This window comes from Amycolatopsis sp. NPDC059235, from assembly GCF_042754125.1.
Classification (GTDB): Bacteria; Actinomycetota; Actinomycetes; order Mycobacteriales; family Pseudonocardiaceae; genus Amycolatopsis; species Amycolatopsis albidoflava.
On the sequence record NZ_JBHZAG010000032.1, the window covers coordinates 18,587 to 31,558 of the forward strand.

The following is a 12,972-nucleotide window of genomic DNA, read 5'->3' on the forward strand; positions in this document are numbered from 1 at the left end:
CGCTGCCACTGACTCGGCGCGGCTCCTGACATGGCACCGCTTCCGGCCTTACGCCGCGCCTGCCCCGACGCAACAACCCCACAGCCGTCGGCGAAGCCCCCACCTCGGGTCGCTCGCCCCCTCACCCCGGGCCGCGGCCTCAGGGGAGGGGAGCGAACCACGGTTCAGAGACGGCGCAGAACCGCCACCACCTTGCCCAGGATCGACGCGTCGTCGCCGGGAATGGGCTCGTACGCCTCGTTGTGCGGCATCAGCCACACGTGTCCGTCCTTGCGCTTGAACGTCTTCACCGTGGCCTCGCCGTCGATCATCGCGGCGACGATGTCCCCGTTCTCCGCGGCGGGCTGCTGCCGGACGACGACCCAGTCGCCGTCGGTGATGGCCGCGTCGACCATCGAATCGCCGGTGACGCTCAGCAGGAACAGTTCGCCCTCGCCGACGATCTCGCGCGGCAGCGGGAAAACGTCCTCGACGGCCTGCTCGGCGAGCACCGGGCCGCCCGCCGCGATCCGACCGACCAGCGGCACGTACGCCGCCTTCGGCACGGACGGCTGCTGGTCCATGTCGATGCCCATCGGGTTGTCGTCCGTGGACGCGAGCACGCCCACCGCGCGCGGCCGGTTGGCGTCGCGGCGCAGGTAGCCCTTGCGCTGCAGCGCGCGCAGCTGGTGCGACACCGACGACGTGGACGTCAGCCCCACCGCCTCGCCGATCTCGCGCACGCTCGGCGGGTAGCCGAACCGGCTCACCCACGTGCGGATGACGTCGAGCACTTGCTGCTGGCGGACGGTCAGCGTCTCGTCCACGTCGTACACCTCCGGCATGGCGCTCACCTTCCCCGTGCTGTCGTGACCGGATTCGCGCGCGGATTGTGCGGACGCCTTGCCCCGCGAGGCCGTCTTGGCCCCCTTCGCCGCGGTGCCCTTCACCGTGTCCTTCTCCAACGCTGCGTCGCCTCCAGCCGTCCCGCGGCCGCCGTGTCGGCGTCCCGCGCGTGTCCGCGTGCGCCGGTCCGGGATCCGCGTTTTCCGCGAACGCCCGTCCGGCGGCACCCGCCGGAGCCGGTCCGGCAGATGTCCTGGTCACCGACGTTAGCCACCGCGCGCGACGATTTCAAACATCTGTTCGATCGACACGCCGTGTCCTCTCGATTTTGTCGGTGCGGGGTGGTAGACCTTCGCACGGACGTTCGATAGAACGCCTGTTCGATCTGGACCGCTGCGGCGCAGGTGTACGGCCCGGACCGGACGGATCCGCAGGTCACGAGGAGGTTCCGTCATGTCGATCCTGGCAGATCGCGGGCTCGTCCGCCCGCTTCGGCCCGTCCCCGCCGACCGCCCCGTCGAGGGCGGCGGTGCGTCGGAAGGGGCGATCCCGGCCCGGAGGTCGCCCGGGTCCGGCGGTCCGGCGCGCCGTTCGCGGCGGCGTGCGGAGAGCGTCGACGCCACCCGAAAGGATGGTGTTCCGGAGGCGATCGAAGCCGAATCGGGCGCTGATCCGGGCCCGTCGGCCGGTTCCGGCGAGGTGGTGGAGCTTCGCGGCCGGACAGGCGCCCGGCGCGGCCCTGCTTCGGATCGGTCCGGCGAGAGTTCGCGCGGCGAGGCAGGTCGCGGCGACTCGCGGCGGGGCCGGGGTGGGGAATCTCGAGGAGGGTCGCGCGGCGAGCCCGGACGGCGGCGCGCCTGGCGGGCGGCGGCAGAGGCCGGGCTCGCCGGCGGCGAGTTGCCTGACTCCGGGCAGTCGGTGCCGGGCGGTGCGTCCGGTCGCGTTGCCGGGCGGGTCGGTGCGCGGTCGGCGGGGGAGTCGGCTGAGTTCGTGTCGTCGGCCGGGTCGAGGTCGGTGGGGCGGGGTGCTCGCGCGGCGGGCGAGATTGGTGCGCGGTCGGCGGGGGAGTCCGCTGAGTTCGTGTCGTCAGCCGGGTCGAGGTCGGCGGGGCGGGATGCTCGCGCGGCGGGCGAGATCGGTGCGCGGTCCGCAAGGGAATCCGCCGGTTTCTCGCCCTCGGCCGGACGAGGCGCGCGGGCTGCCGCGATTGCCGAGCCGCGCTCCGCCGCCGCGGTCCGGTCCGGCGAGCGAGCCGGATTCCAGACGTCGGCCCCGTCGGCCGTCGAAACCGAAGAAGCCCCTGCCCGTCAGCCCCGGGAGGCTCGCGGCCGCACCGCGATCCGGCACGTTCCCGCCGCTGTCCCGGCCAACCCGGGCCGCACCGCGCGCGAGCGGCGCGGCGAGCCGTTGCGGCCGCCGTCCCGGGCGCGGGTCGTCGCCGGACGGCGCGGCGGCGTGGCCTGCCAGACCGCGACCAGGCCGTCGGTGCGGTGGCCGTGGCTGTTCGCGATCGCCTTCGCGGCCTGCCTGATCGTCACCGGGCTCGGCGTTTTCGGCTCGGGAGTGTCCGGCGGCCCGGTGCCGTCGCGGACCGCGTCCGTTTCCGTGCAGCCCGGCGATTCGCTCGGCGCGCTCGCCGCCCGGTTCGCGCCGAACGCCGACCAGAGCGCGGTCGTCGAACGCATCAAGGAGCTCAACAACCTCGACGACACCGCGCTGCTGCCCGGCATGCCGCTCACCGTGCCGGTCGCCTGGTCCGGCGGCGGTTCGGCGGGGGAATCGGGCGAAGGACCGGGTTCTGCCGGATGATGACTGTCGGAAACCACCCGGTCGCATCTTGCGCGACCGGTCTTTCACCCTCTCGGGTTTCTTGCGCCCGTCCCGGAGGCGATCTATGGTCTACCCCTATATCTAGTAGTTACACCGCTGTAGTTGGTCCACAGGTAGGGGTAGACTGGCGGCAGTTGTCCACAGCCGGCCGGCAGTTGCCCACCGGATGTCCACAAGTCGATCACCAGGCGCGGGGTCGCGCGCGGTGACCGCGGTCCAGGCCGTAGCGTGGCGGCAGGGGCCGGTTGGGACAGGAATCGACCGGCGCGGAGGGGAAGGTGATCGGCGGATGAGGTGCCCGTTCTGCCGGCATGCGGACTCTCGGGTCGTCGACTCCCGAGAGGTGGACGAGGGACAGGCGATCCGGCGGCGGCGTTCGTGCGCCGAATGCGGCCGGCGTTTCACCACGTCGGAGACGATGGTGCTGGCCGTGGTCAAACGGTCCGGCGCCACCGAGCAGTTCAGCCGGGACAAGGTGGTCAACGGCGTGCGGAGGGCCTGCCAGGGCCGTCCGGTCGACGACGACGCGCTGCAGAAGCTCGCGCAGCGCGTGGAGGAGTCGATCCGTTCCGCCGGCTTGGCCGAGATCCCCAGCCACGAGGTCGGCCTCGCCATCCTCGGCCCGCTGCGGGAACTGGACGGCGTCGCGTATCTCCGGTTCGCCAGCGTCTACCGCTCCTTCTCCTCGGTCGAGGACTTCGAGAAGGAGATCTCCGACCTGCGGAAAGCCATGGCGGGAACTGCGGAGGACCAGGAAGGCGAGCGCGCCGGCGACGACTGAGCCGTCACCGGGTCGCGGGGAGCGAGGGACAGAACCGCATGACCGAAACCGTGGGAACCGGCGCGGCGGCCGGACAGAACAAGAAGCCGAACAAGGGCCTCACCGTCCGGCGGGTCTTCACCACCGAGGGGACCCACCCCTACGACGAGGTCGCGTGGGAGACCCGCGACGTCGTCATGACGAACTGGCGCGACGGCAGCGTCAACTTCGAGCAGCGCGGGGTCGAATTCCCCGAGTTCTGGTCGGTCAACGCCACCAACATCGTCACCAGCAAGTACTTCCGCGGCGCCGTCGGCAGCCCGCAGCGCGAGAGCAGCCTCAAGCAGCTCATCGACCGCGTGGTGCGCACCTATGTGAAGGCCGCCGCCGAGCACGACTACTTCGCCGGTCCGTCCGACCTCGAGATCTTCGAGCACGAGCTCACCTGGATGCTGCTGCACCAGGTCTTCAGCTTCAACTCCCCGGTGTGGTTCAACGTCGGCACGTCCTCGAAGCAGCAGGTGTCCGCCTGCTTCATCCTCGCCGTCGACGACACGATGGAGTCGATCCTCAACTGGTACCGCGAGGAAGGCCTGATCTTCAAGGGCGGTTCCGGCGCGGGCCTCAACCTCTCGCGCATCCGGTCGTCGAAGGAACTGCTCACCTCCGGCGGCACCGCGTCCGGCCCGGTCTCGTTCATGCGCGGCGCCGACGCGTCCGCGGGCACCATCAAGTCCGGCGGCGCCACCCGGCGCGCGGCGAAGATGGTCGTGCTCGACGTCGACCACCCGGACATCGAGGAGTTCATCCAGACCAAGGCGCGCGAAGAGGAAAAGATCAAGGTCCTGCGCGACGCCGGGTTCGACATGGACCTCTCCGGCTCCGACATCTCCTCGGTGCAGTACCAGAACGCGAACAACTCGGTCCGCGTCTCCGACGAGTTCATGCACGCCGTCGAGAACGGCACCGACTTCGGCCTGCGCGCCCGGCTCACCGGCGAGGTCATCGACCGCACCGACGGGAAGAAGCTCTTCCGCAGCATGGCGCAGGCGGCGTGGGAATGCGCCGACCCGGGCATCCAGTACGACAGCACCATCAACGACTGGCACACCTGCCCCGAATCGGGCCGGATCACCGCGTCCAACCCGTGCAGCGAGTACATGCACCTCGACAACTCGAGCTGCAACCTCGCCTCGCTCAACCTGCTGAAGTTCGTGTCCGAAGAGGGCACGTTCGACGCGCCGCTGTTCGCGAAGGCCGTCGAGTTCGTCATCACCGCGATGGACATCTCGATCTGCTTCGCCGACTTCCCGACCGAGCCGATCGCCGACACCACGCGCAAGTTCCGCCAGCTCGGCATCGGCTACGCCAACCTCGGCGCGCTGCTGATGGCGCTGGGCCACGCGTACGACTCCGAGGGCGGCCGCGCGCTCGCCGCCGCGATCACGTCCCTGATGACCGGCGTGTCCTACCGTCGTTCGGCCGAGCTGGCCGGCGTCGTCGGACCGTACGAGGGCTACGCCCGCAACGCCGAGGCGCACCAGCGCGTCATGCGCAAGCACGCCGCGGCCAACGAGCTGGTCCGCACCTATCACGGCAACGACGCGGCGGTTCGCGCGCTCGCGTCGCAGGAATGGCAGCAGGGCATCGAACTCGGCACCCGCAACGGCTGGCGCAACGCGCAGGCCTCGGTGCTCGCGCCCACCGGCACCATCGGCTTCATGATGGACTGCGACACCACCGGTATCGAGCCGGACTTCTCGCTGGTGAAGTTCAAGAAGCTCGTCGGCGGCGGGTCGATGCAGATCGTGAACCAGACCGTGCCGCGCGCGCTGCGGGTGCTGGGCTATCAGGCCGAGCAGGTCGAGGCGATCGTCGAGTACGTCGCGCAGCATGGCCACGTGGTCGACGCGCCGGGCCTGCGCCCCGAGCACTACGAGGTGTTCGACTGCGCGGTCGGAGACCGGTCGATCGCGCCGATGGGCCACGTGCGGATGATGGCCGCGGTGCAGCCGTTCATCTCGGGCGCGATCTCGAAGACGGTCAACATGCCGGAGTCGGCGACGGTCGAGGACGTCGAGGAGATCTACTTCCAGGGATGGAAACTCGGCCTCAAGGCGCTCGCGATCTACCGCGACAACTGCAAGGTCGGCCAGCCGCTGTCCACGGGCAAGAAGAAGGAAGCCGCGGCGGAGACCGAGCCGGAGAAGGTCGTCGAATACCGCCCGGTGCGCCGCCGCCTGCCGAAGAAGCGCCCGAGCCAGACGGTGTCGTTCACCGTCGGCGGCGCCGAGGGCTACCTGCACGCGGGCTCGTACCCGGACGACGGCCTCGGCGAGATCTTCGTGAAACTCGGCAAGCAGGGCTCCACCCTGTCGGGCGTGATGGACGCCTTCTCGATGTCGATCTCGGTCGGCCTGCAGCACGGCATCCCGCTCGAGTTCTACGTCTCGAAGTTCTCCAACCTGCGCTTCGAACCGGCGGGCATGACCGACGACCCGGACATCCGGATCGCCACGAGCGTCATGGACTACCTGTTCCGCCGCTTGGCACTCGACTACCTGCCGTACGAAAAGCGGGCCCAGCTGGGCATCTTCACCGCGGACGAACGCTCCGCGGAGGTCGAGGCGAACTACGGCGGGCAGAACCTCGAGATCGAGGCGCTGCGCAGCAGTGTGGATTCGTCGCCCGCCCGCGCGGATGAGTCCACAACGGACACCTCCGGGCGTGACGCGCACAGCACGGCCGAACTGATGGAACTGCACCTCGGCAAGGCGGCGGACGCACCGCTCTGCATGACCTGCGGAACCAAGATGAGGCCCGCCGGATCGTGCTACGCCTGCGAGGGCTGCGGGGCTACTTCCGGCTGCAGCTGAGGGCGAGCGTTTCTTCGCCGGCTGAACGATTGATCGGAGCTGGGGCAGCAGGTGCTGCCCCAGCTCCGTTTTTTGTGTGCCGGCGATCCCGCCCGCCATCGTGAGTACTTCAAGTACTTGACGTACTTGGTTCGGCGAGGCAAGCTGGTGGGGACCGGCTGGGAGGCTGACATGTCTGCTGTGCACTACGACAGCTACACCGATGCGCGTGCACATTTGAAGGATTTGCTGGATGCCGCTGAGAAAGGGGTCGTCGCGACTGTCCGGCGCGATTCCGCGACGACCGCTGTGGTGGATGTCGTGCGCCTGCGCCACGTCCTCGCGTCAGTCGTTCCGTCGCACGCTCAGGTCGTCCCCGAAGCCGGCGGCTGGTCGGTGTTCCTGCCGGGGCTGCCGGTGTCCGCGGACGGCGCGTCGTTCGACGAGGCGGTCGACGAAATGGCCGACGCCCTGCGGGAGTACGCGCAGGACTGGCAGGAGCGGCTGCTGAACGCTCCGAACCACCGGGACAACTGGGGGCTGGTGCAGCTGATCAGCTTCAGCGACGACGCGCAGCTGCGTGACTGGCTTGTCGGTGCCGCACAATGACTTCCTGGCCGCAGCCGACCCGCAGCGACCACCAGACGTTCTGCAAGGTCGAAGAATGGCGAAGAGTGCGAGACGCGCGCGGGCGAACCGGAACGCATCACGTCACGTACGAGTTCGATCTTGCCGACGGCCGGATTCTCCGCACCCGCATCTCGCATCCGGTGGACCGCGGCGGCTATGGACCGGGCCTGTGGAACCACATTCTCCGGGATCAGCTCGACGTCGAGGAACCGGAATTCTGGTCCTGCGTGCAGGATGGCGTCAAACCGGCTCGCGGGACTCCGGAGCCTCCTGCCGGAGCCCTGCCCGCCGATCTCGTGTACCTGCTGCTCTCGCGCGTGGGTCTCGAAGAGCCGGAGGTGGCTGGGATGAGCAAGGACGAGGCGGTGGCCAGGGTTCAGCGCTACTGGACCGAAGATGCTTGATCGGGCGAGGACGTTCAGGGCGTTGACGGCAGCATCTGCGCGACCCCCTCGCCGAACGACCAGTCCACCTCGTGGTTTTCCGTCAGGCTGAAGAACACATTCCTCGGCTCGATCCCCGTCGACTCGGCGATCAGTTCGGTCGCTCGCCGGTACAGCGCGGTTTTCTGGTCGTTCGTGCGGCCGGCGCGCAAGGTGATGGCGATGTACACGATGTCGTCGTCGCGGTGGACGCCGAAGTAGTCGGGGTCGTAGCGCAAGCGGTCGGCGGTGTGGCTGTTCAGGATCTGGAATCGGTCGTCGGCGGGGACGTCGATGGTTTCGGTCATCGCCTGGTGCACGGCTTCGCCGATGGCGGGGAGGTGGCCGGCGTTCGGTTCGGACAGCACGTCAATGCGGACGAGCGGCATGGAGGGGCCTTTCAGCTCAGCTGGTCGAGATTCGGTTGGGACAGGTGAAGCACCCGGTAGCGGACGTCGGTGTCCTCGGTCGGATCGGTGGTCCAGAGGGTGAAGCGCACGACTTCCCAGCGGTGCGGGTCGACGGCCAGCGCAGTGGTGTGCACGGCCGGGTTTTGGGACTGTCGCGTGAGTTCTTCGAGTTCGCGTTCGATCGCAGCGGAGTCCGCGGGCAGCGGGCGTAAGCGTTTGGTCGCGAACTCCGGGGCGGTCGCTCGCGCCGGACCGGCGAGGCAACGAGCGCCGGTCCAATGCCGCACGGGCGGTCGGCCGAAATCCTCGACTATGCCGTCGAATCCTCCTCCGCCCCAGAGGAATCGGCTCATTCCGGCGGTGTCGGTCCACAGGTAGAACGGCGCATAGTGGTTGTCACGCACCAAATACGCTTTGAGGCCCAGTCCGGGAAACGCGTCGGTGCGGTGGCCTCGGGTGGCGACTCGGTGCTCGATGTCGTAGCCGTCCGGCAGGTCGATCTCGTACTGCATCGCGTACATCGGCGTCACCGCCGGCCGAGGAGGGCGAGTGCTCCGCGGATCGCTTGGTCGAACGGATCGACCGTGCCGGACGAGCGGGCGAGGACGTACCCGCCCTGCAGTACCGCGACCAGTGTGGTTGCTGTCTCGGCCGGGTCGAGGTCGCTCGGCAGTTCGTCGTTCGCGATGCCCTCGGCGAGCACTTCGGCGAGGCGGCCGCGCAGCCAATCGAAGGTTTCTTCCAGCGGGGCACGCAATTCCGGGTTCGTGACGATCTCGGGATCCAGCGCCAGCCGGCCGACCGGGCAGCCGCGCAGGACGTCCCGTTCGCGCAGCAGGTAGGCGGAAACGCGGTCGACCGCGGTCTCGCCCTGGGCGAAAGCGGCCTCGGCGGAGGCGCGCAGATCGTCGGCGTTCTGCCGGATCGCGGCGAGCGCCAGGTCGGCCTTGCCGGCGAAGTGGTGGTACATGCTGCCCTGCCCGGCTCCGGCGCGCTGCTGGATCGCCTTCGGGCTGGTGCCGACGTACCCCCGCTCCCACAGCAGGTCCTGAGTGCTCGCGATGAGCTGGTCTCTGGTGGACATGACGAAAGCGTACATACTAGTAGGTACAGAGACAACCATGGGGGCAGGCCCTACCGCGGGGAGACCGGCTGACCGCATGGTCCGGATGATCTTGACCCGGCAGGCTGGTCGCGAGCCGAAGGAAAGGACTTCTCCGTGATCAAGTCTGCTGGCCGCCGGGCGGTCGCCGTGACGATGGCCGCCGCGGTGTGCGCCACCCTGTTTTCGACCGGCACTGCCGAGGCGATCGTGAAGGGCGGCGATTCGACGCAGCGTTACCCGTTCATGGCCTCCATTCCGGAGAGGGTCGACCAGACCGGCGACCGCGGCGTGTGCGGCGCCTCTCTGATCGACCCGCAGTGGGTGGTGACGGCGGGTCACTGTGTGGACTCCACCCTGGTGACGCCGGACGGCACCGTCCGGATCGGCAGCGAGCGACAGCATTCCGGCGGCACCGTCCGGAGGATCGCGCAGGTGATCACGCATCCGGGTTACGCGCTGCAGAGCGAGATCATTCCCTTCAACCGCAACGATGTCGCGTTGATCAAGCTGGACCGTCCCGTCGCCGAGAAGCCGATCCGGCTGGCGTCGAGCCCCGGTGCGCCCGGGACGCCGACGCGTCTGCTCGGGTTCGGCACCACCGTGGACACGAACGACGCAGCGAAAGCACGGTTCGCGGAACGGTTGCAGGAGCTGGATGTTCGACGCGGCGCGGAGTCCGAGTGCGGTCCGGGTTACGCGGGGCGGATGCGGTTGTGCACAGTCAGCCCCAGGTCGGAAGCGATGGCGTGCATCGGCGATTCCGGTGGTCCGCAGATTCGGCGCGGAGCTAGTGGGCGGTGGGAGCTGATCGGTGTGACTTCGGGGCCGGGCACCGCGCGCCCGGCGTGTGCCGGCGGGCCCGGGCTGTACAGCAGCGTGCCCGCGTACGCCGACTGGATCCGGCGGACGATCCGGGCGAACCGGGGAGGAAACTAGCGGTCATGACTCTCGTGTCGGCGGGCTATCGCGCTGTGCGCCGGACAAGCGAACTCGTGTCGATCAGCGAGTGTGTCACTGAGGTGCACGACGACTGGTTCCGCGCTCTCGCCCCCGCTCGGCAAACCGGGCTTGACGTGCTCGAAGTGGGCTTCGCGCCGGAGGAAGCCGAGCCGATCGTCCGCGAAATCGTCGAGGACGGCTGGAATCGCGAGACCAGCGTCGTCGTCGGGCGGATCGAGGAAGGCGCGAGCACGTCCGGCGAGTTGCTCGGCTTCGAGTTGGTCGGTTACGACGGCGGACTCTGGCACACCTGGCGCTGCCTCGGCGGCCTGGTCGACGACGTCCGTGCGGCCACCGGCGTCGTGCCCGGTCGCTACGGGCTGATCGAGGACGCGGCCGCGGCCCGCCAGGCTGCTGGCTGGCTCACCGAATCCGGCCTTGGCGACCCGAAAGTGTTCCACTGGGCCGCCGCCGCGCTGTTCGTCCCGTAGCTCCACCGAATCTCCACAACCTCCCCGCCGCACCGGCACATCCAGGCGGCAGCATGACCGCCGTGGACTGGAGTGCGGTGTTCGAGGCGGAGGCGCGGCGGCGGAAGGTGAGGCCGCAGCCGGCGTGGGGGAGCGGGGTGCGGCTGGATCCGGTGGTGGCGCGCAGCGTCCGGCGGTTCCAGCGGCAGCCGGACGAGCTGACCGCGCAAGACCGGCGGCTGGTCGCCCGGTTGCTCGAAACCGCTGGCCAGGCAAGGAAAAGCGACGTGATGAGCCAGCTGATCTCCGACGTTCTCGCGCTTGGCTACTATCGCGCGTTGCGGGACGGCACCCGCGATCCGGTCACCGTGGAGGTCGCCGCACGCGTGTTCGCCGGGCTGGAACGGCGCCTCGGTTATCACGTGGACCGGTTGCGGCGGCAAAGAATCGCGGCCTCGGTGAAGTGGCGAGCCAGAGCGGTGCTGGAAACCGGCGGCGTACTGGTCGGCCACGGACGCGCGTTGCGGAGGCTCGGGGTGCCCTGGCTCGCGTTCGTCACCGACGCCTGGGCGCGGTTCGAGCAGGCCCTCGTCGATGTCCACAGAGGACCGTCGGTACGCCCGGGGCCGCGCGTGCGAGCGCGGCCCCGGGACCTGGTCTAGGAAAGCTTCGACCAGAGGAATTCGTACGCGACCGCCGAACGGAACGCGAGTTGTTCGTTGTCCGCGGCCGCTCCGTGGCCGCCTTCGATGTTCTCGAAGCACTCCACGTCGTGGCCCTGCTCGCGCATCCGGGCGACCATCTTGCGCGCGTGCCCGGGGTGCACGCGGTCGTCGCGGGTGGAGGTGACGAAGAGGATCGGCGGATACTCGACGTCGGCCGAAACGTTGTGGTACGGCGAGTATTTCGAGATGTACTCCCACTCTTCCGGGACGTCCGGGTCGCCCCATTCGGCCATCCACGAGGCCCCGGCAGGCAACAGGTGGTAGCGCTTCATGTCGAGCAGCGGCACCTGGCACACGATCGCGCTGAACAGCTCCGGGTAGCGGGTGAGCATGACGCCCATCAGCAGCCCGCCGTTGCTGCCGCCCTGGATGCCGAGCCGTTCCTTCGTCGTGATGCCCCGCGCGACCAGATCGCGCGCGACGGCGGCGAAGTCCTCGTACGCCTTGTGCCGGTTCTCCTTCACCGCCTGCATGTGCCATTCCGGGCCGTACTCGCCGCCGCCGCGGATGTTCGCGACCACGTACGTGCCGCCGCGCGACAGCCAGGACCGGCCGACGACCCCGCCGTACGACGGAGTCAGCGATACCTCGAAACCGCCGTACCCGTACAGCAGCGTCGGGCCGTTTTCCGCGCCGGGCGGACGGACCACGAAGTACGGGATCTTCGTGCCGTCGTCCGACGTCGCGAAGTACTGGCTGACCTCCATCCCGCTCGCGTCGAAGAACGCCGGCGCCTGCTTCAGCACCTCGACGTCGCCGCCGACGACACCGCGGGTGAGCGTGGACGGCTGGACGTAGCTGGAGGAATCCACCAGGTATTCGTCGTCGACGTCCGGTTCGGTGTCGACGATCTGCGCGCTGCCGAATTCCGGCGCACCGCCCAGTTCCGCTTCGGTCCAGCCGTCCGGGCCCGGCGTCAGCACGCGCAGCTCGGACTTGACGTCGTGCAGTGTCGCGAGCAGCAAGTGGTTGCGGGTCCACGTGTAGTAGTCCAGCGAGGTGTGCGCATCCGGGGTGAACAGCGCGGTGAAATCGCGGTCGCCGGATTTGAACGCGTCGTAGCGGATCGCGAGCAGGGTGCCCGCCGGATGTTCGGCACCGCCGACGGTCCACGCGCTGCGCGGGTGCACGAGCAGCCATTCGCGGTGCGTGGACACCTCGACGTCCTCGGGCAGGTCCAGTTTGGCCAGCCCGGACGGGGTCCGCTCGAAGTACTCGGTGCGGTAGAAGTCGATCGCGCGGCGCACGAAATCGCGTTCGAAGCCCTCGGTCGGGTCGTGCACCGCCATCACCGCGACGTCGTCCGGCTTGCCCTCGGCGACGAGCACCGCGTCCTCGATCGGGGTGCCGCGCCGCCATTCCTTCACCAGCCGCGGATAGCCGGACGTGGTGAGCGAGCCCGGGCCGAAGTCGGTTCCGATGTACACCCGGTCGGCGTCGATCCACCCGATCCGGTGCTTCGCCTCGGGCAGGGTGTAGCCGTCCGCCACGAACTCGTGCGCGTCGAGGTCGAACTCGCGGACGACGGTCGCGTCCGCGCCGCCCCTCGACAGCTGGACCAGGCCGAGCCGGTGCCCGGGACGCAGCACCGCGGCGCCCTTCCAGACCCAGTTCTCGTCCTCGGCCGCGGCGAGCGCGTCGACGTCGAGCAGGATCTCCCAGTCCGGTTCGCCGGTGCGGTACTGCTCCAGCGTGGTGCGCCGCCACAGCCCGCGCGGGTGCTCGGCGTCCTGCCAGAAGTTGTAGTAGCGCGTTCCCCGGCGCGCGACGTACGGGATCCGGCCGCCCGCGTCGAGCACCTCGCGGATCGAGTCCCGCAGCTGCCCGAACCTCTCGCTCGCGGTGAGCACGTCCAGCGTCTCCGCGTTGCGCGAACGGACCCATTCGAGCGCCTCGTCGCCCGTCACGTCTTCCAGCCACAGGTACGGATCTTCGACAGTCATAGCGTCCAGTCTCGCTGCCGGTCGCGGATCAGGCCAGGAGCCCGGCGTTCCCGTTTCG

The 12,972-nt window shown here is 69.3% G+C and carries 13 protein-coding genes; 8 read left to right on the forward strand and 5 right to left on the reverse strand.

All coding sequences use genetic code 11. The annotated features are described in order from the left end of the window. Nucleotides 1-164: 164 nt before the first annotated feature. The gene (lexA, locus tag ACFXI3_RS21620; protein WP_037810096.1) at nt 165-824 is read right to left on the reverse strand and encodes a transcriptional repressor LexA; all 660 of its coding nucleotides are present in this window, start codon (nt 822-824) and stop codon (nt 165-167) included. Between the two features lie 454 nt (nt 825-1,278). On the opposite strand from lexA, the gene ACFXI3_RS21625 reads away from it, so the two are divergent. From ACFXI3_RS21625 to ACFXI3_RS21645, 5 genes are all read left to right on the forward strand, one after another. Continuing rightward, on the forward strand, nt 1,279-2,634 hold the full coding sequence (locus ACFXI3_RS21625; protein ID WP_378401607.1) for a LysM peptidoglycan-binding domain-containing protein: 1,356 nt from the start codon (nt 1,279-1,281) through the stop codon (nt 2,632-2,634). A gap of 310 nt (nt 2,635-2,944) precedes the next feature. Continuing rightward, nucleotides 2,945-3,436, forward strand: coding sequence for a transcriptional regulator NrdR (nrdR, locus tag ACFXI3_RS21630; RefSeq protein ID WP_037809784.1), 492 nt, complete (start codon nt 2,945-2,947; stop codon nt 3,434-3,436). 38 nt (nt 3,437-3,474) lie between these two features. Further along, nucleotides 3,475-6,291, forward strand: coding sequence for a vitamin B12-dependent ribonucleotide reductase (locus ACFXI3_RS21635; protein WP_378401609.1), 2,817 nt, complete (start codon nt 3,475-3,477; stop codon nt 6,289-6,291). A 171-nt stretch (nt 6,292-6,462) separates the two neighbouring features. Then, the gene (locus tag ACFXI3_RS21640) at nt 6,463-6,879 is read left to right on the forward strand and encodes a prevent-host-death protein (RefSeq protein ID WP_378401611.1); all 417 of its coding nucleotides are present in this window, start codon (nt 6,463-6,465) and stop codon (nt 6,877-6,879) included. Next, a complete protein-coding gene (locus ACFXI3_RS21645) occupies nt 6,876-7,304 on the forward strand; it encodes a cytotoxic translational repressor of toxin-antitoxin stability system (protein ID WP_378401613.1) in 429 nt (142 codons plus the stop codon). Before ACFXI3_RS21640 ends, ACFXI3_RS21645 begins: the two co-directional genes overlap by 4 nt. A gap of 14 nt (nt 7,305-7,318) precedes the next feature. Here ACFXI3_RS21645 and ACFXI3_RS21650 read toward each other — a convergent pair whose 3' ends face one another. Genes ACFXI3_RS21650 through ACFXI3_RS21660 form a run of 3 tightly spaced genes read right to left on the reverse strand, consistent with a single transcriptional unit; the run spans nt 7,319 to nt 8,816 of the window. Further along, entirely contained in the window at nt 7,319-7,711 is a 393-nt protein-coding gene (locus tag ACFXI3_RS21650) for a tautomerase family protein (RefSeq protein ID WP_378401615.1), read from the reverse strand. Nucleotides 7,712-7,722: 11 nt separating this feature from the next. Continuing rightward, nucleotides 7,723-8,253, reverse strand: a complete 531-nt coding sequence (locus tag ACFXI3_RS21655; protein ID WP_378401617.1) for a DUF4865 family protein — start codon at nt 8,251-8,253, stop codon at nt 7,723-7,725. 5 nt (nt 8,254-8,258) lie between these two features. Then, complete coding sequence (locus tag ACFXI3_RS21660) at nt 8,259-8,816, reverse strand: TetR/AcrR family transcriptional regulator (RefSeq protein WP_378401619.1); 558 nt, start codon at nt 8,814-8,816, stop codon at nt 8,259-8,261. A 135-nt stretch (nt 8,817-8,951) separates the two neighbouring features. On the opposite strand from ACFXI3_RS21660, the gene ACFXI3_RS21665 reads away from it, so the two are divergent. The 3 genes from ACFXI3_RS21665 to ACFXI3_RS21675 are packed head-to-tail and all read left to right on the forward strand — an operon-like array spanning nt 8,952 to nt 10,908. Further along, complete coding sequence (locus ACFXI3_RS21665; RefSeq protein WP_378401621.1) at nt 8,952-9,773, forward strand: S1 family peptidase; 822 nt, start codon at nt 8,952-8,954, stop codon at nt 9,771-9,773. Between the two features lie 5 nt (nt 9,774-9,778). Then, on the forward strand, nt 9,779-10,267 hold the full coding sequence (locus tag ACFXI3_RS21670; protein ID WP_378401623.1) for a hypothetical protein: 489 nt from the start codon (nt 9,779-9,781) through the stop codon (nt 10,265-10,267). A gap of 53 nt (nt 10,268-10,320) precedes the next feature. Further along, entirely contained in the window at nt 10,321-10,908 is a 588-nt protein-coding gene (locus ACFXI3_RS21675) for a hypothetical protein (RefSeq protein ID WP_344267933.1), read from the forward strand. Here ACFXI3_RS21675 and ACFXI3_RS21680 read toward each other — a convergent pair. Continuing rightward, nucleotides 10,905-12,914: a prolyl oligopeptidase family protein gene (locus ACFXI3_RS21680; RefSeq protein ID WP_378401625.1), complete on the reverse strand. Its 2,010-nt coding sequence runs from the start codon at nt 12,912-12,914 to the stop codon at nt 10,905-10,907. The two genes, ACFXI3_RS21675 and ACFXI3_RS21680, sit on opposite strands and share 4 nt — an antisense overlap. Nucleotides 12,915-12,972: the final 58 nt, after the last annotated feature.